The organism is Blautia sp. MCC270, from assembly GCF_018785605.1.
Lineage (GTDB): Bacteria > Bacillota > Clostridia > Lachnospirales > Lachnospiraceae > Blautia_A > Blautia_A fusiformis.
Map to the genome: position 1 here is coordinate 1 of NZ_WQQD01000067.1, position 17,254 is coordinate 17,254.

At 45.7% G+C, this 17,254-nt stretch carries 15 protein-coding genes and 8 tRNA genes; 21 read left to right on the top strand and 2 right to left on the bottom strand.

Translation table 11 applies throughout. The features are described from left to right. Positions 1 to 96 precede the first annotated feature (96 nt). Positions 97 to 169, top strand: a tRNA-Asn gene (locus tag GPK58_RS12330). Positions 170 to 365: 196 nt separating this feature from the next. On the opposite strand, the gene GPK58_RS12335 is transcribed toward GPK58_RS12330, so the two are convergent. After that, positions 366 to 932 carry a flavodoxin family protein gene (locus GPK58_RS12335; protein WP_022426346.1) on the bottom strand — a complete coding sequence of 189 codons (567 nt, stop codon included), beginning with the start codon at positions 930 to 932 and terminating at the stop codon, positions 366 to 368. 291 nt (positions 933 to 1,223) lie between these two features. On the opposite strand from GPK58_RS12335, the gene GPK58_RS12340 reads away from it, so the two are divergent. The 11 genes from GPK58_RS12340 to GPK58_RS12390 all read left to right on the top strand — a co-directional run bounded on the left by GPK58_RS12340 (position 1,224) and on the right by GPK58_RS12390 (position 5,997). Further along, a tRNA-Glu gene (locus tag GPK58_RS12340) sits at positions 1,224 to 1,295 on the top strand. A 54-nt stretch (positions 1,296 to 1,349) separates the two neighbouring features. Next, positions 1,350 to 1,422: transfer RNA gene (locus tag GPK58_RS12345), tRNA-Thr, on the top strand. A 4-nt stretch (positions 1,423 to 1,426) separates the two neighbouring features. Beyond that, positions 1,427 to 1,500: transfer RNA gene (locus GPK58_RS12350), tRNA-Ile, on the top strand. A gap of 24 nt (positions 1,501 to 1,524) precedes the next feature. Continuing rightward, positions 1,525 to 1,598, top strand: a tRNA-Asp gene (locus GPK58_RS12355). Between the two features lie 9 nt (positions 1,599 to 1,607). Further along, a tRNA-Val gene (locus tag GPK58_RS12360) sits at positions 1,608 to 1,680 on the top strand. Positions 1,681 to 1,704: 24 nt separating this feature from the next. After that, positions 1,705 to 1,788 (top strand) — tRNA-Leu (locus GPK58_RS12365). A gap of 215 nt (positions 1,789 to 2,003) precedes the next feature. Next, a complete protein-coding gene (locus GPK58_RS12370) occupies positions 2,004 to 2,756 on the top strand; it encodes a tRNA threonylcarbamoyladenosine dehydratase (protein WP_059086183.1) in 753 nt (250 codons plus the stop codon). A gap of 158 nt (positions 2,757 to 2,914) precedes the next feature. Beyond that, complete coding sequence (gene hydE, locus GPK58_RS12375) at positions 2,915 to 3,958, top strand: [FeFe] hydrogenase H-cluster radical SAM maturase HydE (RefSeq protein ID WP_110102851.1); 1,044 nt, start codon at positions 2,915 to 2,917, stop codon at positions 3,956 to 3,958. 146 nt (positions 3,959 to 4,104) lie between these two features. Then, the gene (locus GPK58_RS12380) at positions 4,105 to 4,689 is read left to right on the top strand and encodes a TetR/AcrR family transcriptional regulator (protein ID WP_215638726.1); all 585 of its coding nucleotides are present in this window, start codon (positions 4,105 to 4,107) and stop codon (positions 4,687 to 4,689) included. A gap of 77 nt (positions 4,690 to 4,766) precedes the next feature. Beyond that, on the top strand, positions 4,767 to 5,177 hold the full coding sequence (locus tag GPK58_RS12385) for a metal-dependent transcriptional regulator (protein ID WP_215638727.1): 411 nt from the start codon (positions 4,767 to 4,769) through the stop codon (positions 5,175 to 5,177). 88 nt (positions 5,178 to 5,265) lie between these two features. Further along, a complete protein-coding gene (locus GPK58_RS12390; protein WP_021650251.1) occupies positions 5,266 to 5,997 on the top strand; it encodes a histidine phosphatase family protein in 732 nt (243 codons plus the stop codon). 384 nt (positions 5,998 to 6,381) lie between these two features. Here the strand turns inward: GPK58_RS12390 and GPK58_RS12395 are convergent, their stop codons facing one another. Continuing rightward, positions 6,382 to 8,094 (bottom strand): ABC-ATPase domain-containing protein, encoded by a 1,713-nt coding sequence (locus GPK58_RS12395; protein ID WP_215638728.1) that lies wholly within the window; start codon positions 8,092 to 8,094, stop codon positions 6,382 to 6,384. Positions 8,095 to 8,355: 261 nt separating this feature from the next. Here GPK58_RS12395 and GPK58_RS12400 point away from each other — a divergent pair, with 261 nt between their 5' ends. The 9 genes from GPK58_RS12400 to GPK58_RS12440 all read left to right on the top strand — a co-directional run bounded on the left by GPK58_RS12400 (position 8,356) and on the right by GPK58_RS12440 (position 17,222). Then, positions 8,356 to 9,750, top strand: coding sequence for an aminopeptidase (locus GPK58_RS12400; protein ID WP_022427054.1), 1,395 nt, complete (start codon positions 8,356 to 8,358; stop codon positions 9,748 to 9,750). Positions 9,751 to 10,020: 270 nt separating this feature from the next. Then, positions 10,021 to 10,728: an ABC transporter ATP-binding protein gene (locus GPK58_RS12405; protein ID WP_021650257.1), complete on the top strand. Its 708-nt coding sequence runs from the start codon at positions 10,021 to 10,023 to the stop codon at positions 10,726 to 10,728. A gap of 2 nt (positions 10,729 to 10,730) precedes the next feature. After that, the gene (locus tag GPK58_RS12410; protein WP_215638729.1) at positions 10,731 to 12,518 is read left to right on the top strand and encodes an efflux RND transporter periplasmic adaptor subunit; all 1,788 of its coding nucleotides are present in this window, start codon (positions 10,731 to 10,733) and stop codon (positions 12,516 to 12,518) included. Continuing rightward, the gene (locus tag GPK58_RS12415) at positions 12,511 to 13,743 is read left to right on the top strand and encodes an ABC transporter permease (protein ID WP_114002077.1); all 1,233 of its coding nucleotides are present in this window, start codon (positions 12,511 to 12,513) and stop codon (positions 13,741 to 13,743) included. Before GPK58_RS12410 ends, GPK58_RS12415 begins: the two co-directional genes overlap by 8 nt. A gap of 158 nt (positions 13,744 to 13,901) precedes the next feature. Beyond that, positions 13,902 to 13,975, top strand: a tRNA-Arg gene (locus tag GPK58_RS12420). A gap of 228 nt (positions 13,976 to 14,203) precedes the next feature. After that, a complete protein-coding gene (locus GPK58_RS12425; protein ID WP_015527478.1) occupies positions 14,204 to 14,434 on the top strand; it encodes a hypothetical protein in 231 nt (76 codons plus the stop codon). Positions 14,435 to 14,455: 21 nt separating this feature from the next. Then, the gene (locus GPK58_RS12430) at positions 14,456 to 15,058 is read left to right on the top strand and encodes a class I SAM-dependent methyltransferase (RefSeq protein ID WP_215638730.1); all 603 of its coding nucleotides are present in this window, start codon (positions 14,456 to 14,458) and stop codon (positions 15,056 to 15,058) included. A gap of 7 nt (positions 15,059 to 15,065) precedes the next feature. Beyond that, a complete protein-coding gene (locus tag GPK58_RS12435) occupies positions 15,066 to 15,878 on the top strand; it encodes a Cof-type HAD-IIB family hydrolase (RefSeq protein ID WP_215638731.1) in 813 nt (270 codons plus the stop codon). Between the two features lie 336 nt (positions 15,879 to 16,214). Continuing rightward, positions 16,215 to 17,222, top strand: a complete 1,008-nt coding sequence (locus GPK58_RS12440) for a calcium/sodium antiporter (RefSeq protein ID WP_022427049.1) — start codon at positions 16,215 to 16,217, stop codon at positions 17,220 to 17,222. Positions 17,223 to 17,254 lie beyond the last annotated feature (32 nt).

Here is a 17,254-nt window from a genome sequence, read left to right on the forward strand (position 1 = left end):
AACGCAGGTTAAGAATTGATTCAAAGAGTTTGATTAACGATCAACAAGCATGTATGTAGTTTTTAAGGTACAAACCTTAATTAAATATTTAAGTAATCCTCCTTAGCTCAGTCGGTAGAGCATGCGGCTGTTAACCGCAGTGTCGTTGGTTCGAGTCCAACAGGGGGAGTTTTTTTGTTTCCTGTAAATGTAAAGTTTATGGGATTTTTTTATGCTTGATCTGTGACAGGATAAGGATGTAAAAACGTGCAGATATAAATAAGATACATTTATATCTGCACGTTTATTTTTGTAACTACAAATAGAAATATTGACTGTTAGAGATAATCAATAAATTTATAAAGCTATGACAGAGAAATTCCGGCTTATCGAATGAAATTAGTCATGATCTTCTGCTCTGTCTCCGGAGCGTCGATACCGGCCTTTTTACCGGCTTCAATACATTTTAACAGCCATGCCATGTTATTGCCTAATGTACGCATGATCTGGAGGCCTTCAGCGTCCTTTCTGACGTCATCCGGGGTATTGCCGTGAACCATTGTCCAGTAGTTTCCGGACACGACAGGCATCTGATGATAGGTAAAGTATTTGATCAGAACATCCAGAGTAGCAGTAGTACCGGCACGTCTTGCGGAAGCAACAGCTGCGGCAGGCTTGTGGATCATATCCTTTCCGGCCTTGGAAGCGAATTTATCCATGAATTCGATGATCTGTCCGGAAGGAGAAGCCCAGTAAACCGGAGAACCAACAATAAGGGCGTCAGCCTCTTTCATAATGGCAGCTGCGTCAGCAACGTTTTCCTGAGAAGGATCCCCGGCCTGGAAGATTTCTGCCTCCACACCGTTCTTCTTTAAGGTTTCTGCGATCTCTGTAAGAGCTGTATAAGTGCAGCCTTCTTTGCGAGGACTGCCGTTGAGTAATAAAACTTTCATTATTGTCATCCTTTCATATGATTTTTTAAGTCATCATACTTTCAATTATATACAGAGAAAAAATAATGTCAATGTTTGAAAAAAACAGAAAAAATTTTCCCGGGTAGGGTTTGAGAAAGGAAATACAAACCCTTGGAAAGCCCATTTTATAAGGCTTTTCGGCCTGTTTTCCGGCTTTGTAAAAAAAATTGAAATTTTTCAAAAAAAAGCTTGCAATTATAAAAAAGGTATGGTATTATTTAACTCGTCGCTGAGGGAAATACAAAACAGCGAAACATAAAAAAGAAATATGGCTCCATGGTCAAGCGGTTAAGACACCGCCCTTTCACGGCGGTAACAGGGGTTCAAATCCCCTTGGAGTCACTTAAAACTAAACTGGATATTCATTGACTCGATTCAACATTTGGTGTTTAATACGCCGATGTGGCTCAATTGGCAGAGCAGCTGATTTGTAATCAGCAGGTTATCGGTTCGAGTCCGATCATCGGCTTTTTGGACCTTTAGCTCAGTTGGTTAGAGCAACCGGCTCATAACCGGTCGGTCCTGGGTTCGAGTCCCCGAAGGTCCATTTTAAAAGTTTTATATTTTGTATGGCCCAGTGGCTCAGTTGGTTAGAGCGCCGCCCTGTCACGGCGGAGGTCGAGAGTTCGAGTCTCTTCTGGGTCGTTCATATTTGGGGTCTTAGCTCAGCTGGGAGAGCATCTGCCTTACAAGCAGAGGGTCATAGGTTCGAGCCCTATAGGCCCCATTTTTGAACAAATTAATTGAATATGCGGGTATGGTGGAATAGGCAGACACAAGAGACTTAAAATCTCTCGGGGGCAACTCCGTGCCGGTTCAAGTCCGGCTACCCGCAGTATCAGTAAGATTCCTTTTTAGGGATCTTTTTTTGTATCATAAAATTTATTGATGAAAACGGGAAAATATTCCTAGCTTATTGGTAGGGATATTGACAAGGCTATTTTCCCATGATAGAATCCTGACAGTTGTAAAACAAATCGGACAGATATAAAAAATATATCCGTTGTCAGTATAAATATACATGGAAAGAATATAAGGAGAGGTCAGAAAATGCTGAATCAGTTTTCAAGAACAGAATTATTAATCGGAAAAGAAGGAATGGAAAAGCTGAAAAATTCCAGAGTCGCAGTATTCGGAATTGGCGGTGTTGGCGGATATACGGTGGAAGCACTGGTCAGAAGTGGCGTAGGTACCCTGGATCTCATTGATGATGATAAAGTATGCCTCACCAATATCAATCGCCAGATTTACGCAACAAGAAAGACCGTAGGAAAATATAAAGTTGACGTGGCCAGAGAACGTATTCTTGAAATTAATCCGGATGCAGTTGTAAATATCCACAAAACATTTTATGTGCCGGAGACAGCGGATTCCTTTGATTTTTCCCAGTATGATTATGTAGTCGATGCGATCGACACTGTAACCGGAAAGCTGATGCTCGTAGAGCAGGCAAAGGCTTCAGGAACACCGATCATCAGCTCTATGGGGGCCGGAAATAAGATGGATCCAACAGGTTTTATAGTGACAGATATTTATAAAACGTCCGTCTGTCCCCTTGCAAAGGTCATGCGCCGTGAACTGAAAAAAAGAGGAATCAAAAAACTGAAGGTGGTTTACTCACAGGAGAAGCCAATGACTCCAATTGATGATATGGCGATCAGCTGCAAGTCTCATTGCATCTGTCCTCCGGGAACAGAAAGAAAATGTACTCAGAGACGTCAGGTACCGGGAAGTAATGCCTTCGTGCCTTCCGTAGTGGGACTGATCATTGCCGGTGAGGTTGTAAAGGATCTTATTAAATAAAAATTGGATCATTCTGTGTTACTGAGAACGGAATGAACAGTAACCATTCTGTAAGAACAGATATTGCATGTATACTTATATTGTGCAATATCTGTTTTTTTGTGATAAAATATTTTTTACAGATAGTTTTGTAAATAAAAGAGAAGGACAGATAAAGTATGGGGATCGTTGAAAAATTTATAAAAGAAGGACAGCTGACAAAGGAAGAATATCCGGAACTTCTGCACTTATACCAGGATCCGGATACGGTTCGTCTGCTTCGGGAAGAGGCTGTCCGTATACAGAAAAAATATTTTGGAAATAAAATATATACAAGAGGTCTGATAGAATTTACCAATTACTGCAGAAATGACTGCTATTACTGCGGGATCCGCCGTTCTAACAGGAATGCCAGCCGTTACCGCCTTACGAAGGAAGAAATCCTGCAGTGCTGCGAGAATGGCTATGAGCTGGGATTTCGGACATTTGTGCTCCAGGGAGGGGAAGACCCATGGTTTAATGATGACCGGATGGTTGACATCATCCGGTCCATCAAACAGGGATATCCGGACTGTGCGATCACGCTGTCCATTGGGGAGAAATCAAAAGAAAGCTATCAGAGATTTAAAGATGCTGGAGCAGACCGCTATTTACTCCGTCATGAGACGGCCAGTGAGGAACATTATCGTTATCTTCATCCGGAGAGTTTAAGTCTTGCAAACCGTAAACAGTGTCTTTATACCCTGAAGGAACTGGGATATCAGATAGGTGCCGGATTTATGGTAGGTGCGCCGGGACAGACGCTGGAGTATCTGGCGGAAGACCTTGTTTTTCTTAAAGACCTGAATCCGCATATGGTGGGGATCGGACCATTTGTCCCGCACCATGATACGAAATTTGCAGAGGAACCGGCAGGAAGTGTGGATCTGACACTGTTTCTGCTGTCTGTCATCCGGATCCTGCTTCCACAGGTACTTCTTCCGGCAACCACAGCACTGGGGACCCTGGACCCCAGAGGCAGGGAAAAGGGTTTTCAGGCGGGTGCAAATGTAGTAATGCCCAATCTTTCTCCGGTGAAGAACCGTAAACAGTATGAGCTTTATGATAACAAGATCTGTACAGGCGAGGAAGCAGCAGAGTGCAGAGGGTGCCTTACCAGACGTGTGGAGTCTGTAGGCTATGAAATCGTTACAGACCGTGGAGATTCCCCGATGACAGATTGACACGGGGTACAAAATACTTTCTTTTTTCAGCGATTTAAGGTAAAATACCAGTAAGATCAGATTGCTAAAAAATTAACAGCTGGTCAGAAATAAGCGGAATTTTCCTGCAAAGCGGAATGCAGGAAAAATGATGGAGTGCGTAAAATATGGAAAAATCAGAAAATGCTGTGCGGAGCAGACTTCTGGAAGCGGGGAAGGAAGAATTCAGAGACAGGGGATTTCTGAAGGCTTCTCTTCGTGCGATCTGCAAAAAAGCAGATGTGACTACGGGAGCGCTATATTTCTTTTTTGAAAGTAAAGCAGCTCTTTTTGAAGAAATCGTGGAAGAGACGGTAGAGGATCTGAAGCGGATCATGGGAGACTTTACGGATCAGGAAAAACAACTGCATCCGGAAGAATATGACAGGATACTTATGCAATTTATCTGGGAAAACAGGGACATCGCAAAAATCCTCATAGATGGAGCTGAAGGTACCAGATATGTGAATTTCCGTGAGGATGCCTGTACGAAAATGGAGCAGATCCTTAATGAACGTTTTCAAAAGGAATGTGGACAAGAAGTTGATCACGAGCTGGTACATATCCTGGTACAGATGAAATTTCAGGGATATTGTGAACTGCTCCGAGGAAACTGCTCCAGGGAAAAACTCCTGGAAATTTCCAGAATTCTGCAGATATGTTCCAGCCAGTGCCTTCTGGCAATTGAGGCAGAACTAAACAGAAAGCATTAAAAACCGTTGCTCATTCTCCTAAAGTATGTTATGATTAACTTGGTTAGTTTTAACAAACCGAGGGAGGTGTAAATAACGTGAGATCAAATGAATCATCTGAAGATTATTTGGAAACGATCCTGATCCTTGGAAACAGGAGCTCTCTTGTAAGAGCTGTGGATATCGCGGCAGAGATGGGCTTTAAGAAACCGAGTGTCAGTGTTGCCATGAAGAATCTTCGCCAGAAAAATCTCATCACAGTAGCCGACAACGGAGATATCCGTCTGACAGAGGACGGACATAAGATTGCCGATAAGGTATATGAACGTCATCAGCTGATCTCTTCCTGGCTGATGATACTGGGAGTCCAGGAAAAAACAGCGATTCATGATGCCTGCAGGATCGAGCACATAATCAGTGAGGAGAGCTTTCTGGCATTGAAAAAGGCAGTTTATGAGCTGAGGGAGCAGCAGGCTGTGCTCCAGGGAGAAACCGCGGATCAGGTTTGATCCCTGCAGCAGAAGCTATCAGGAATTGACAACTGAAAAAATAAGAATATAATGGAAATCCAGGTTATGAAATGGAGGATACCAAAAGATGAAATTACTTTTTATACGACATGGAGACCCGGATTACACAATAGATTCCCTGACCGAAAAGGGCTGGAAGGAAGCGGAATTTCTTTCTGAAAAGATCGCAGCTCTTGATGTCAGGGATTTTTATGTTTCTCCGCTTGGAAGAGCAAAGGATACCGCATCCTGCACACTGAAGAAAAACGGAAGAACAGCTACAGAATGCAAGTGGCTGAGAGAATTCGACGTAAAGATCAGAAGACCGGATCTTCATGGGGAAAAGATCATTCCCTGGGACTGGCTTCCCCAGGACTGGACGAAGATCGAAAATTTCTACAGCTTTGACCGCTGGTGGGATAATGACATCCTGCGAGAGGGAAAAATGAAAGAAGAGTATGACTGGGTCACACAGAATTTTGATAAAGTTCTGGCAGAGCATGGATATGTGCGGGAAGGACATTATTACAGAGCAGAAAAAGCCAATGAAGATACGCTTGTGTTTTTCTGCCATTTCGGTGTAAGCTGTGTACTCATCAGCTATCTTCTCAGTATCTCTCCGCTGGTGATGCTGCAGAATTTCTGTGCGGCGCCGTCATCGGTGAGCACCATTGTTACAGAGGAGAGGCGAAAAGGGATCGCGTCCTTCCGTATGAGCTCTTTTGGAGACATTTCTCATTTGTATGCGCATCAGGAGCCGCCGGCTTTTGCTGCCAGATTCTGTGAGACATATGATAACAAAGAGCAGAGACACGACTAAAAAGCGAAAGAAACGGCTGTAATATTTCGGTTTTTTCCGGAAGACCATGGTAAATAATGATCAGCAGGATTATTTTGGAAAATGATTAGACTTCGTTAATAAATTTTATAAATTTATTAGAAATTGTACAAATTTCTCTCACATTTATCCTGTATGATATAAACATCTTAAGAGAACAGAAGCTCTTAAGAAAAACTCTTTCCTTTCCCTAAAATATGTATGAAGATAAACCACCGTTCCATTGGCAAGACAGAGCCGACAGGACGGTGGTTTTGCATTGCAGAAAAAAACTGCCGAATGACAGAGGAGATAAAGATTTCCAATGTTTATCGGCAGCGTTTTTTTGTTGTCTGAGATTTATTGGATATACAGCTTCAGGCACAGCTACGGCCTGCGATAGCGGTTAAAGCAGGAATATATTTCCTGGATCCTGGGCATGGCATAACCGCATGGAATATAAGAGCCTTCCGAGAAGAAGGACAATCCCTGCCTTTTCAGCTGAGTATCCAGATAAGTGATGATCTCCGGCAGAGAACGTTTTCCGTCAATGAGATGTTCGCAGGCATATTTCAGAAGCAACGCCAGGGATGCAGTTTGCTCGGAGTCGATCAGCTGCTCCACATAGCGGAGATCCACTTCGGTTTTTCCAAGAGAAAAGCCATCTTTGCCGTGAACCTTGGTTTTCAGTCTTTCCGGCTGTCCGGGACGGCTGTGGCGGGATGGAGTCACTTTGGCCTTGGTCATGATGCGATGGCTTCCCGGAAGGCGGAATGCAGGGGCCTCAATGTCTGAGAGAGGATATTCCTGACAGAGCTTTTTGGTGACTGCTGTGATGTCCACCGGATGATAATTATCCATCTGGATCACAGTATCCGCAATATGGAAAAAAGCTCCGGAGCTTCCGGCAACCAGGATAGTGGAGATCCCTGCCTTTTCATAGAGATCCCGGGCACGTTCCAGAAATGGAGTGATGGGCTCCTTTTCCCGGCAGATCACCCGCTGCATGAAGGAATCACGGACCATAAAGTTGGTGGCAGAGGTATCCTCGTCAAGGAGAAAGACTTTACTTCCGGCCTCCATACTCTCCACGATACCGGCAGCCTGTGAAGTGCTGCCGCTGGCATCCTCTGTAGAAAAGCAGAGGGTGTCTTTTTTATTTGGAAGATCGTTGATAAAAAGAGAAATGTCCACATCTTTGATAAAACGGCCGTCCTCAGAGCGAAGCTTCTGAGCAGAAGAATCGGTAATGACATATTCCCGGCCATCGCCGGAAATGTGATCGTAAATTCCCAGCTCCAGTGCGTTAAGTAAGGTGGATTTGCCATGGTAGCCGCCACCTACGATCAAGGTGATGCCGCAGGGAATGCCCATGCCTGTGATGGTTCCTCTGTGGGGCAGCTCCATGGAAACTCTCAGGCTTTCCGGAGAAACAAAAGGAATAGAGTTTTTCATCGGGCGTGAAGAAATGCCGCTTTCCCTGGGGAGGATAGCGCCGTCACTGACAAAGGCAGCCAGAGAACGTTTTTTCAGCTCCTGACGGATAAATGCCTGATCTTCGGCAAGGCAGATGGCTTTTCTCAGCGCTTCCGGGTCAAGATTCCGGTAAAAAAATGCCTTGTGAATACAGACCGGAAGAAAATCGAAGAGGATTTTTTCCAGTTCGGGAGAGTTGATGGTTCTGCCATTGGCCGGGAAACCGATGAAAAAACGGGCAGTGATGCCTTTTTCCGTTATTTCACAGGCGGTACGTGCAAGAACCTCCTGACCACAGTGGCTTACTGAGATCAGGCCGCTTTTTCCGGAGCCTTTTGCACGGAAGGTATAACGGTTTACCTGCTGTTCAAACTGGCGGTTCAGAAAGTCTCCCAGTGTGATGCGGGTCAGGGAATCCTTATAATATTCTGCCGGAAATCCGGTGTCTCGGTGGGAAAGCTTCACACTGATGTGAGAGGGAGAGGCAAAAGGATCCCCCTGCACGTGGTCAATGGACAAAATATAACGGTCAAACTGGTATGCACCCCGCAGAGACTTGTATGCAGGATAGCTTTTGCGGTTGATGCTGTGAAGAAGCTCTTTTAGCTGAGCAGATGCTTGCATGTTGTTTCCTCCTTTGCCCTGTTGGAGCATACAGGTAAAGTCTACGGTGAAACAGAAAGCTTTCCGTGTGTGAGATACCTGAAAATTTTGGATACAGGGCCAATTCTTAAGAACTACTATAACGAATCATAAAGATTTTGTAAAGAATGGGAATTGCGGTGGAAATTCGTAAATGTTTGACCTATAATAGTAGACAGATTGCAGATAATATGATGAGAAACGGCAGCTGCCGGAAGCTATAAAGAAAGGTGGACCACTAAAATGGAAAGAAGAAATGCGTGGCTTTCTTATAAGGAAGCAGAAGAGACAGAAATGGAGAAGCTTGCGAAGGCTTACAGAGAATTTTTGGATAAAGGAAAAACGGAACGGGAATGTGTTGCAGAAATCGTGAAGGAAGCAGAGGCTGCCGGATATGAATCTCTTGAGTCGAAGCTTGAAAAAGGCGAGAAGATCAAGGCCGGTGACAAGGTTTATGCGGTAGGGATGAAGAAGATCGTTGCTCTGTTTCATGTAGGAACGGAAGAGCTTTCCGGAGGTATGAGCATTCTCTGTGCACATATCGATTCTCCGCGACTGGATGTCAAGCAGAATCCTCTGTACGAGGATACGGATCTGGCTTATCTGGATACCCATTATTATGGTGGTGTAAAGAAATACCAGTGGGTGACACTGCCTCTTGCCATGCATGGTGTTGTTGCAAAGAAGGACGGAAGCATTGTGGAGATCAGCATTGGTGAGGATGCGGAAGATCCGGTACTTTACATCACAGATCTTCTGATCCATCTTTCCGGAAAACAGCTCCAGAAAAAGGCAGCAGAGGTTATTGAGGGTGAGATGCTGGATATCCTGATCGGCAGCAGACCTCTTGCAGAGCTTCCGGATGATTCCAAAAAGGATGCGGTAAAACAGAATGTGCTGAAGATTTTAAATGAGAAGTATGGTATTGAGGAAGAGGACTTTCTTTCAGCAGAGCTGGAGATCGTTCCGGCAGGAAAGGCAAGAGACTGTGGACTTGACCGCAGCATGATCGCAGCATATGGACAGGATGATCGTGTATGCGCTTACACATCCCTTGCGGCAATGCTGGAGATGGAGGAGACACCGAAGCGTACCGGCTGCTGTCTCCTTGTAGATAAGGAAGAGATCGGAAGCGTTGGTGCCACAGGCATGCAGTCCAGATTTTTTGAGAACAGCGTGGCAGAGCTTCTGGACGGAATGGGCTGCTATTCCGAGCTTGCATTAAGAAGAGCTCTCCGTAATTCCAGCATGCTTTCTTCTGATGTAAGTGCCGGCTATGATCCGGCCTATGGTGAGGCTTTTGAGAAAAAGAATGCAGCATATCTTGGACGCGGTATCGTTCTTAACAAGTTCACCGGAGCAAGAGGAAAATCCGGTTCCAACGATGCCAATGCAGAGTACGTTGCAAGAGTTCGCAGGATTTTTGATGATCACAATGTTGCTTTCCAGACAGCAGAGCTTGGAAAGGTTGATTTTGGCGGAGGCGGAACCATCGCTTATATTGCGGCACTTTACGGAATGGAGGTTATCGACAGTGGCGTGGCAGTGCTGAGTATGCATGCTCCGTGGGAGGTTACCAGCAAGGCAGATGTATATGAGGCATACAAGGCATATAAGGCGTTTTTACTTGATGCATAAACAGATGTATAAATGTGTGTCAGTTCTGAAGACATTCAGGTAATCTTTTCGTTACAGATCAATGAGCGGGGTTTTCCCGGAAATGACAGAGCAGTCTGCCTGCTGCTGTTTTGGCTTGGAGCGTTCCGACGAGAAACAGCAGTATCCCCTGCAGACTTCGCTCTGTATTTTTAACCTGATCAGGGAAGCTCTCTGTTTCAATGGCGAAAAGCAATAAGCAGAGGAGGGGCTTGCCTGGGACTGATTTACTTTACAAGGAGTAATTTTATTATGGAAGATGCATTGGTACGGGTAGTAGATCTGTGCAAGGTTTACAATCCCGGAGAAAATGAGGTGCGGGCGCTGGATCATGTGAACCTGGAGATCCATAAGGGTGAATTTGTGGCTATTATCGGACAGTCCGGTTCCGGAAAATCCACCTTTATGAACATGCTGGGCTGTCTGGATGTTCCCACCTCCGGGAAATATTATCTGAATGGAACAGATGTATCCACAATGAAGGATAATGATCTCTCGGTGGTACGAAATAAGGAGATTGGTTTTATCTTTCAGGGCTTTAATCTGATTGCAAATCTTACGGCGCTGGAAAACGTGGAGCTTCCTCTGATCTATCGTGGGATCGACCGGAAAACAAGAAGAAAGCTTGCTGTGGAATCTCTTAAAAAAGTCGGACTTGAGAAACGTATGGACCATAAGCCAAACGAAATGTCAGGGGGACAGCAGCAGCGTGTGGCTATTGCCAGAGCTATCGCAGCCAGGCCGCCGGTGATCCTGGCAGATGAACCAACGGGAAATCTGGACTCTGCATCCAGCAGGGAAATTATGGAAATCCTGAAGGGAATGCACAGATCAGGAGAAACCTTGATCCTGATCACTCATGATAATGGGATCGCGGCTCAGGCCAGACGTGTGGTCCGGATCATGGATGGAAAAATTGAATCAGATACGATCAATGAGGAATTTGTCGAGGAGGCTTAAGAATGAAAAAAGGGAAAAAGATTGTGATCGGTGTGGCAGCAGTGGCTGTTGTGGCAGGCGGTATTTATGCGGCATCAGGTGCAGGCCGCAGGGGATCACAGATTCCGCAGGTTGCTGTTACCAAAGCGGAGACAGGAGATGTGGAGGAGATCGTAGATGCAACCGGAACCGTTGTCAGTGATGAGCAGAAGACCTTTTATTCTCCTGTGAACGCACAGATCAAAAGAGTATCCTTCGCAGAAGGCGATACGGTTTCAAAGGGAACGAAGCTGATAGAGTTTGAAGTGAAGAATCTGGAGAGGGATAATCAGAAAGCAGAGCTGAATGTACAGTCTGGACAGTATGATTACAAAAATTCCATCAATAAATCCAATGAGGCCCGGCAGAAGCAGGACAGCGCAAAAGTAAAGGTTTCCAGTCTGGAACAGCAGGTAAGGGAGCAGCAGAATTATCTGGCTTCCCTGAGATCACAGCTGGCGTCTGTACAGGCTCAGGCTGCGGCAGATGCGCAGGCACAGGCCCAGGCGGAGACCCAGGCAAAGGCAGAGGCCCAGGCTGCCAGGGATGCAGAGACTCAGAGAGCGTATTCAGAAGCGCTGACTACATATCAGAATGAGACACTTCCGCAGTACCAGCAGGAGCTGGGACAGCTGAATTCCGATTATGTAACGGCACAGAATGCTTATAATCAGGCAGATACCAGGTATCAGATGGCTTTTGCACAGTGGCAGGCAGACCAGAGCGATGAGAATGCCCAGGCGCTGGATGAAGCGGAAGCAGCAAGAAGTCAGGCAGAGATCACCTGCCAGGAAGCAAAGGAAGCTTATGAGGATAAGAAGGCCAGCCAGCCAAAAATGCCGGAGTATTCTGATTACAGCAGTAGTGCGGCCGGTGATTTTGTTACCGATGGAGCTTCAGAGGAAACACCGGGGCTGACAGATCATGCATCTGCGGATGCTTCTTCTGCAGGAAGTACAGTGGATACTTCTGCCATTGAGAATGCGATCGAACAGGCAACCTCTGATCTGGCGGATCTGCAGTCGGACCTTGCTTCCCAGAAATCCATTGCAGAGGCGGATTCTGCCAGCCTTACAGAAGAAGAGAAAGAAAAAATGCGTGTCAGCAACAATCTTACTGAGCTGGATGCAAAATCTGCGAAAGATCTGGTAGAAGAAGGAAAGAAGGGCATTTCGGCGGATTTTAACGGCGTCATTTCCAAATCAGCAGTCCAGCAGGGCGCAGCGGCAACACAGGGAATGGAGCTTTTTACCCTGCAGAATACAGATAAGGTCAGCGTTGATATCAATGTGTCCAAGTATGACTACGATAAGGTAAAGGAAGGCCAGAATGCGGACATTACCATCGGCGACAGGAAATATACCGGCAAGGTGACTAAGATCAGTCACATTGCGACAACTAACGAAAAGGGCTCCACACTGATCTCTGCCACAGTGAGCATCGACAAGCCGGACAAGGATATTTTTCTGGGAGTAGATGCGAAGGTAAAGATCTATGCAGAAAAGGCAGAGGATGTGGTAACGCTTCCGGCAGGCGTGGTAAATATCGGCAAGGATGGTTCCTTCTGTTATGTGCTGAAGGATGGTGTGATCACGAAGCAGGATATCACAACAGGAATCAGTTCCGAGGACTCTGTTGAGATCACAGATGGCATTAAAGCCGGAGATGAGGTCATCGAGGATCTGGGCTCCCTGGAAGAGGGAATGAAGGCAGAGGCAGCAGCGGCGGACAGTGACAGTGCAGCAGAGACAGGGGAGACTGCCGATGAGTAATATTTATGAATATATCAAAATGGCGATCCATAATATCATGGCTAATAAGGGAAGATCCTTTCTCACCATGTTAGGGATCATTATCGGTATTGCATCCGTGATCGCCATTGTGTCCATCGGTGAGGGTACAAAGAATCAGATGAACAGTGAGATCAATGATATCGGCGGCGGTCAGATCGCTGTTTACTGCAGTGATGATGCCATAGCAGACCAGGTCTGGATCGAACCGGAGGATATTGATGCAGTCCGGGAGCTGGATGGCGTGGAAGGTGTTAATGTTTCAGATTCCTATACAGGCGAGACCGTAACCGGAAAGGGCGATTTTAATCTTACAGTGACCGGGGAGGCCCAGGATGCCAAGCTGGTGGATAATGCTTCTGTGAAGTACGGAAGCTATTTCGGGCAGAAGGAGGTCGAAGAGGGAAAAAACGTCTGCGTGATCTCCGATGCCGATGCGAAAAGGCTTTTCGGAACGGATGATGTAGTGGGAATGACACTGGACATTACCTGCTATGATCTGACCAAGACATTCCGCATCTGCGGAGTCACCACACAGAAAGAGAACGGAGCCTTTGTCAGCTATACTTACGATGGAATGCCGGTGACCATAAATGTGCCTTATACGGCCATGGACGACTTTACCGGAAGCAGCGGAGAATTTTATCAGATCATAGTTCAGGCGGATAAGAGTCTGGATTCCCAGGCGGTTGCAGACAAGATCATAAATCTTCTTGAGAGACGTCACCAGTGTGCCGGAGATGAATATTTCCAGGTACAGAGCTTCCAGGATGTCATGAAATCCATGAACCAGATGCTTGGCATGGTGACTGCGTTTATTTCTTTTGTTGCGGGAATTTCCCTTCTGGTAGGTGGTATCGGTGTTATGAACATCATGCTGGTGTCCGTCACAGAGCGTACCAGGGAGATTGGTATCCGGAAATCTCTTGGAGCAAAAACCTCGTCCATTATGTTACAGTTCCTTGCGGAGGCGGCGATCCTGACGATCATAGGCGGGCTGATCGGTATTGTGCTGGGGATTGCAGGCGGCTATGTGATCTGTGCGGTGATCAGCAGCAGTATGGGAATGACGATCACACCTGGGATCAGTGCGGGAACCATCCTGGCGGCTACGCTGTTCTCCTGTGCAGTAGGTGTGTTCTTCGGAATCTATCCGGCGAAAAAGGCAGCGAAACTGAGCCCGATCGAGGCACTTAGACGGAATTAAAAAACTGTTGCTTTTGCATCAAAAATAGCAATAAAAAATATTTTTAAAAAAAATCAAAAAAAGTTTCAAAAAACCCTTGACATTTTATAGGTCTTAGAGTATCATACATATTGTTGCAGCGGTGATACGAAATATCACAAAGGAAAAGCAACAAAGATGTGCGTTTAGCTCAGCTGGATAGAGCGTTTGGCTACGGACCAAAAGGTCGGGGGTTCGAATCCTCTAACGCACGTATGAAGCCTCTGGAATTGTTCCGGAGGCTTTTATTTTGTGTTTCGGAAACAGGCGAAAAATTGTGTTGACACTGACATTTGGCCAGAGTAGAATAAAAAAACAGAAAAGAAAAATTTTTGTAAAGCTGTTTGTCTGATACAAGCAGCTTTTTTCACAGGAAAAAGTAAACAACAATGAAAGCACAAAACACCTGAAATAGAGGTGAACCTATCAGGAGGAAAAAACAATGCCAGGATATCTGATCAAAGATACAACAAAAGAGGAACGTAAACAGATCGTGGAGGAATCTCTTGGAAATATTTCCGCGAACTGTGATGGCTGTATGGCGAGACTTGCGGATATGTATCAGGATTATATTGACGGAAAGAAAGAGATCCGTGAGATCAATATGGAGTTCAATGCCAGGTATGTCCATGGAGATATGGATAAAGAGGAAAAACGAAGCTGCCCGATGTAGCGAACGGAGATTAACAGAAGCATGGATCAAAATGAAGTAAAATATGATAAGCTGCTGAAGATCAAAACCACCGGTCGTGACGATTCCAGATCGGATCAGTACTGTTATCCATACGAACCAACGCCGTACGGGGTGCTGGAACGGCTGGCTTATTGTGGATATCTGGGGAAAAAGAATCATCTGATCGACTATGGATGTGGAAAAGGCAGAGTGGATTTTTTTCTGGCGTGGCAGATCAGATGCCGGACTACAGGCGTGGAGTACGATGAACGTATGACAAAAGCCGCAGAAGAAAACAGGCAGCGGGCTGTTTCCGGGACAAAAACATCATTTATACTGGAGAATGCAGCTCTTTTTCAGGTACCGGAATCCGCAGACAGATTTTATTTTTTTAATCCCTTTTCTGTGGAAATACTGAGAAGCGTCATCGGCCGCATCCGGGAATCCTGGTACGAAAAAACAAGAGAAATGCTACTGTTTTTCTATTATCCATCTGACGAATATATTTCATATCTGATGACCGTAGAGGAACTGGAATTCCTGGACGAGATCGACTGCCAGGATCTTTTTGAAGGGAAAAATCAGAGAGAGAGGATATTGGTATTTCAGATGGGAGAGGAGTAAAAACAACATGATAAAACTGATCGCAACAGACGTAGACGGAACTCTTGTAAAAGACGGGACCATGACTATCAATCCGGAATATATGACAGTGATCCGGAAGCTGACTGAGCTGGGAATCACCTTTGTGGTGTGTTCCGGGCGGCAGTATGACAGTGAGTGGAAGCTGTTTGAGCCGGTGAAGGATCTGGTGTATTTTGTGTCAGATGGCGGTACGGTGATCCGGAAGAATGATAAGATCCTGAAGGTACATACACTTCCGGATGAGGTTTGGAAACGCATGCATCATATGGTGAAAGAAAAAATGCCGGAATGTGACTGCTTTATTGCCACACCGGAGTGCTGCTATGCGGAGAATGAGAATGGAAGGATGTTCCGGTGGCTACGGGATTCCTATGGTTATGATATGAGAAAAGTGGATGATCTTTCTTCTCTTCAGGGAAAACAGGTGCTGAAATTTTCTGTCTATCACCCGGAACGGTGCGAGGAGCTTTGTGCACCGTATTTTACACCAGCATGGAGGGATAAGGTAACACTGGCGGCTGCCGGAAAAGAATGGATGGACAGTACTCCGCCGGAGGGCGAAAAAAGTACAGCTGTCGAATTTATCCAGCAACAGTTAGGAATTTCACCGGAGGAAACCTGTACATTCGGAGATAACCTCAACGATATTGCCATGCTTCAGAAAGCGGGAAGGAGCTATGCGGTAGCTAACGCCAGAGCGGAAGTGCAGGCAGCAGCCGGGGAAGTATGTCCGTCATACAGTGAAGACGGAGTCCTACAGATCCTGAAAGGGATTGTTTCTGAAAGCGGAAAACAATAAAGATACATAAAATATGTGCTTTCGGTAAAGAAAAGTCACCGGCCAGGGGTTGACTTTTAAAAACAATTCTGTTAAATTGAAAAAAATTGAAAATTTCAATTCCATGAGGGAGTAGTTCGCACGTAAGTGTGATTTGTCAACAGACCCGGTTTTTCTGAAAAACCTGGCAAATCTTAAAGAATGAGACTCATGTATGCTTTGTTATATTTTATTGCAGCAGGGCATACATGGGTCTTTTTTATGTAACAAAAGAATGCCGGAAAAAATTTTTTCAGCAGGGCGGGCGACAATGAATCTCCGGGTTATGGGAAATAAAAAAAGAAAGTGAGAAGAAAAATGGAAAATCTGGTAAACAGTTCACCGCTGATCCTTGTGTTAGTTTTTCTTGTGATCGGCTTTGTGTTCCTGATGAAGGGTGCGGATTTCTTTGTAGAAGGAAGTTCCAGTATCGCAAAAAGGCTGAAGGTGCCGCCGATCATCATCGGCCTTACTATTGTGGCAATGGGAACATCATTGCCGGAAACTGCAGTCAGCGTTACAGCGTCACTGGTCAATAACAATGAGCTTGCGGTCAGCAATGTGGTAGGTTCCAATATTTTTAACCTGATGGTGGTTGTTGGAGTCTGTTCCATCCTGACACCGATCCTGGTACAGAAGGAAACCATCCGGAGGGATATTCCGTTTTCCATGATCTGTGCGCTCCTTCTTCTGGGGCTGGGGATCCTGGCAGCAGGAGATACGATCGGAATGAGACTTGGTCATCTGGATGGAATGATCCTGCTGGGATTTTTTGCAGGCTATATTGTGGTAATGATCCAAAGTGCCATGAAGGCCAGGGCAGCAGGAAAAAATGTGGACATGGAAGGAATGGAAGAGCTGGAAGAAGAAATCGGCATCCTTTCCTGGCCGAAGAGCATCCTCTTTATTGTGGGAGGCGCACTTGCCATTGCCTTTGGCGGAGATCTTACGGTGGATGCTGCCAGCCGCATTGCCATTGATCTTGGAATGAGCCAGACACTGGTGGGACTGACCATTGTTTCTATTGGAACTTCCCTTCCGGAGCTGGTGACTTCCGTGGTTGCAGCCAGAAAGAACGAAGTGGATATGGCTGTGGGAAATGCGGTAGGCTCCAATATTTTTAATATCCTGATGGTTCTCGGAGTTGCATCTGCCATCAATCCGGTGGCACTGATCCGGGAAAATATTATTGATATTGTCATACTTATCGTGTTCTCGCTGATCGTGTGGATTTATGCGGCCACAAAGCAGAGGATCAGCCGGAAAGAGGGAATTTCCATGGTGTGTATGTACCTGATCTATGCGGGGTATATTATCTGGAGATAGCCGCTGTGGCATGCAACTGGTCCGACGTGGAC

Bases quoted from the DNA above. Each gene is read 5' to 3' on its own strand.
- GPK58_RS12410 (WP_215638729.1), top strand. From the start codon at position 10,731: ATGAAAAAAGGGAAAAAGATTGTGATCGGTGTGGCAGCAGTGGCTGTT.
- GPK58_RS12430 (WP_215638730.1), top strand. From the start codon at position 14,456: ATGGATCAAAATGAAGTAAAATATGATAAGCTGCTGAAGATCAAAACC.
- GPK58_RS12370 (WP_059086183.1), top strand. From the start codon at position 2,004: ATGCTGAATCAGTTTTCAAGAACAGAATTATTAATCGGAAAAGAAGGA.
- GPK58_RS12440 (WP_022427049.1), top strand. From the start codon at position 16,215: ATGGAAAATCTGGTAAACAGTTCACCGCTGATCCTTGTGTTAGTTTTT.
- GPK58_RS12395 (WP_215638728.1), bottom strand. From the start codon at position 8,094: ATGCAAGCATCTGCTCAGCTAAAAGAGCTTCTTCACAGCATCAACCGC.
- GPK58_RS12400 (WP_022427054.1), top strand. From the start codon at position 8,356: ATGGAAAGAAGAAATGCGTGGCTTTCTTATAAGGAAGCAGAAGAGACA.
- GPK58_RS12425 (WP_015527478.1), top strand. From the start codon at position 14,204: ATGCCAGGATATCTGATCAAAGATACAACAAAAGAGGAACGTAAACAG.
- GPK58_RS12405 (WP_021650257.1), top strand. From the start codon at position 10,021: ATGGAAGATGCATTGGTACGGGTAGTAGATCTGTGCAAGGTTTACAAT.
- GPK58_RS12335 (WP_022426346.1), bottom strand. From the start codon at position 932: ATGAAAGTTTTATTACTCAACGGCAGTCCTCGCAAAGAAGGCTGCACT.
- GPK58_RS12380 (WP_215638726.1), top strand. From the start codon at position 4,105: ATGGAAAAATCAGAAAATGCTGTGCGGAGCAGACTTCTGGAAGCGGGG.
- hydE (WP_110102851.1), top strand. From the start codon at position 2,915: ATGGGGATCGTTGAAAAATTTATAAAAGAAGGACAGCTGACAAAGGAA.
- GPK58_RS12415 (WP_114002077.1), top strand. From the start codon at position 12,511: ATGAGTAATATTTATGAATATATCAAAATGGCGATCCATAATATCATG.
- GPK58_RS12390 (WP_021650251.1), top strand. From the start codon at position 5,266: ATGAAATTACTTTTTATACGACATGGAGACCCGGATTACACAATAGAT.
- GPK58_RS12435 (WP_215638731.1), top strand. From the start codon at position 15,066: ATGATAAAACTGATCGCAACAGACGTAGACGGAACTCTTGTAAAAGAC.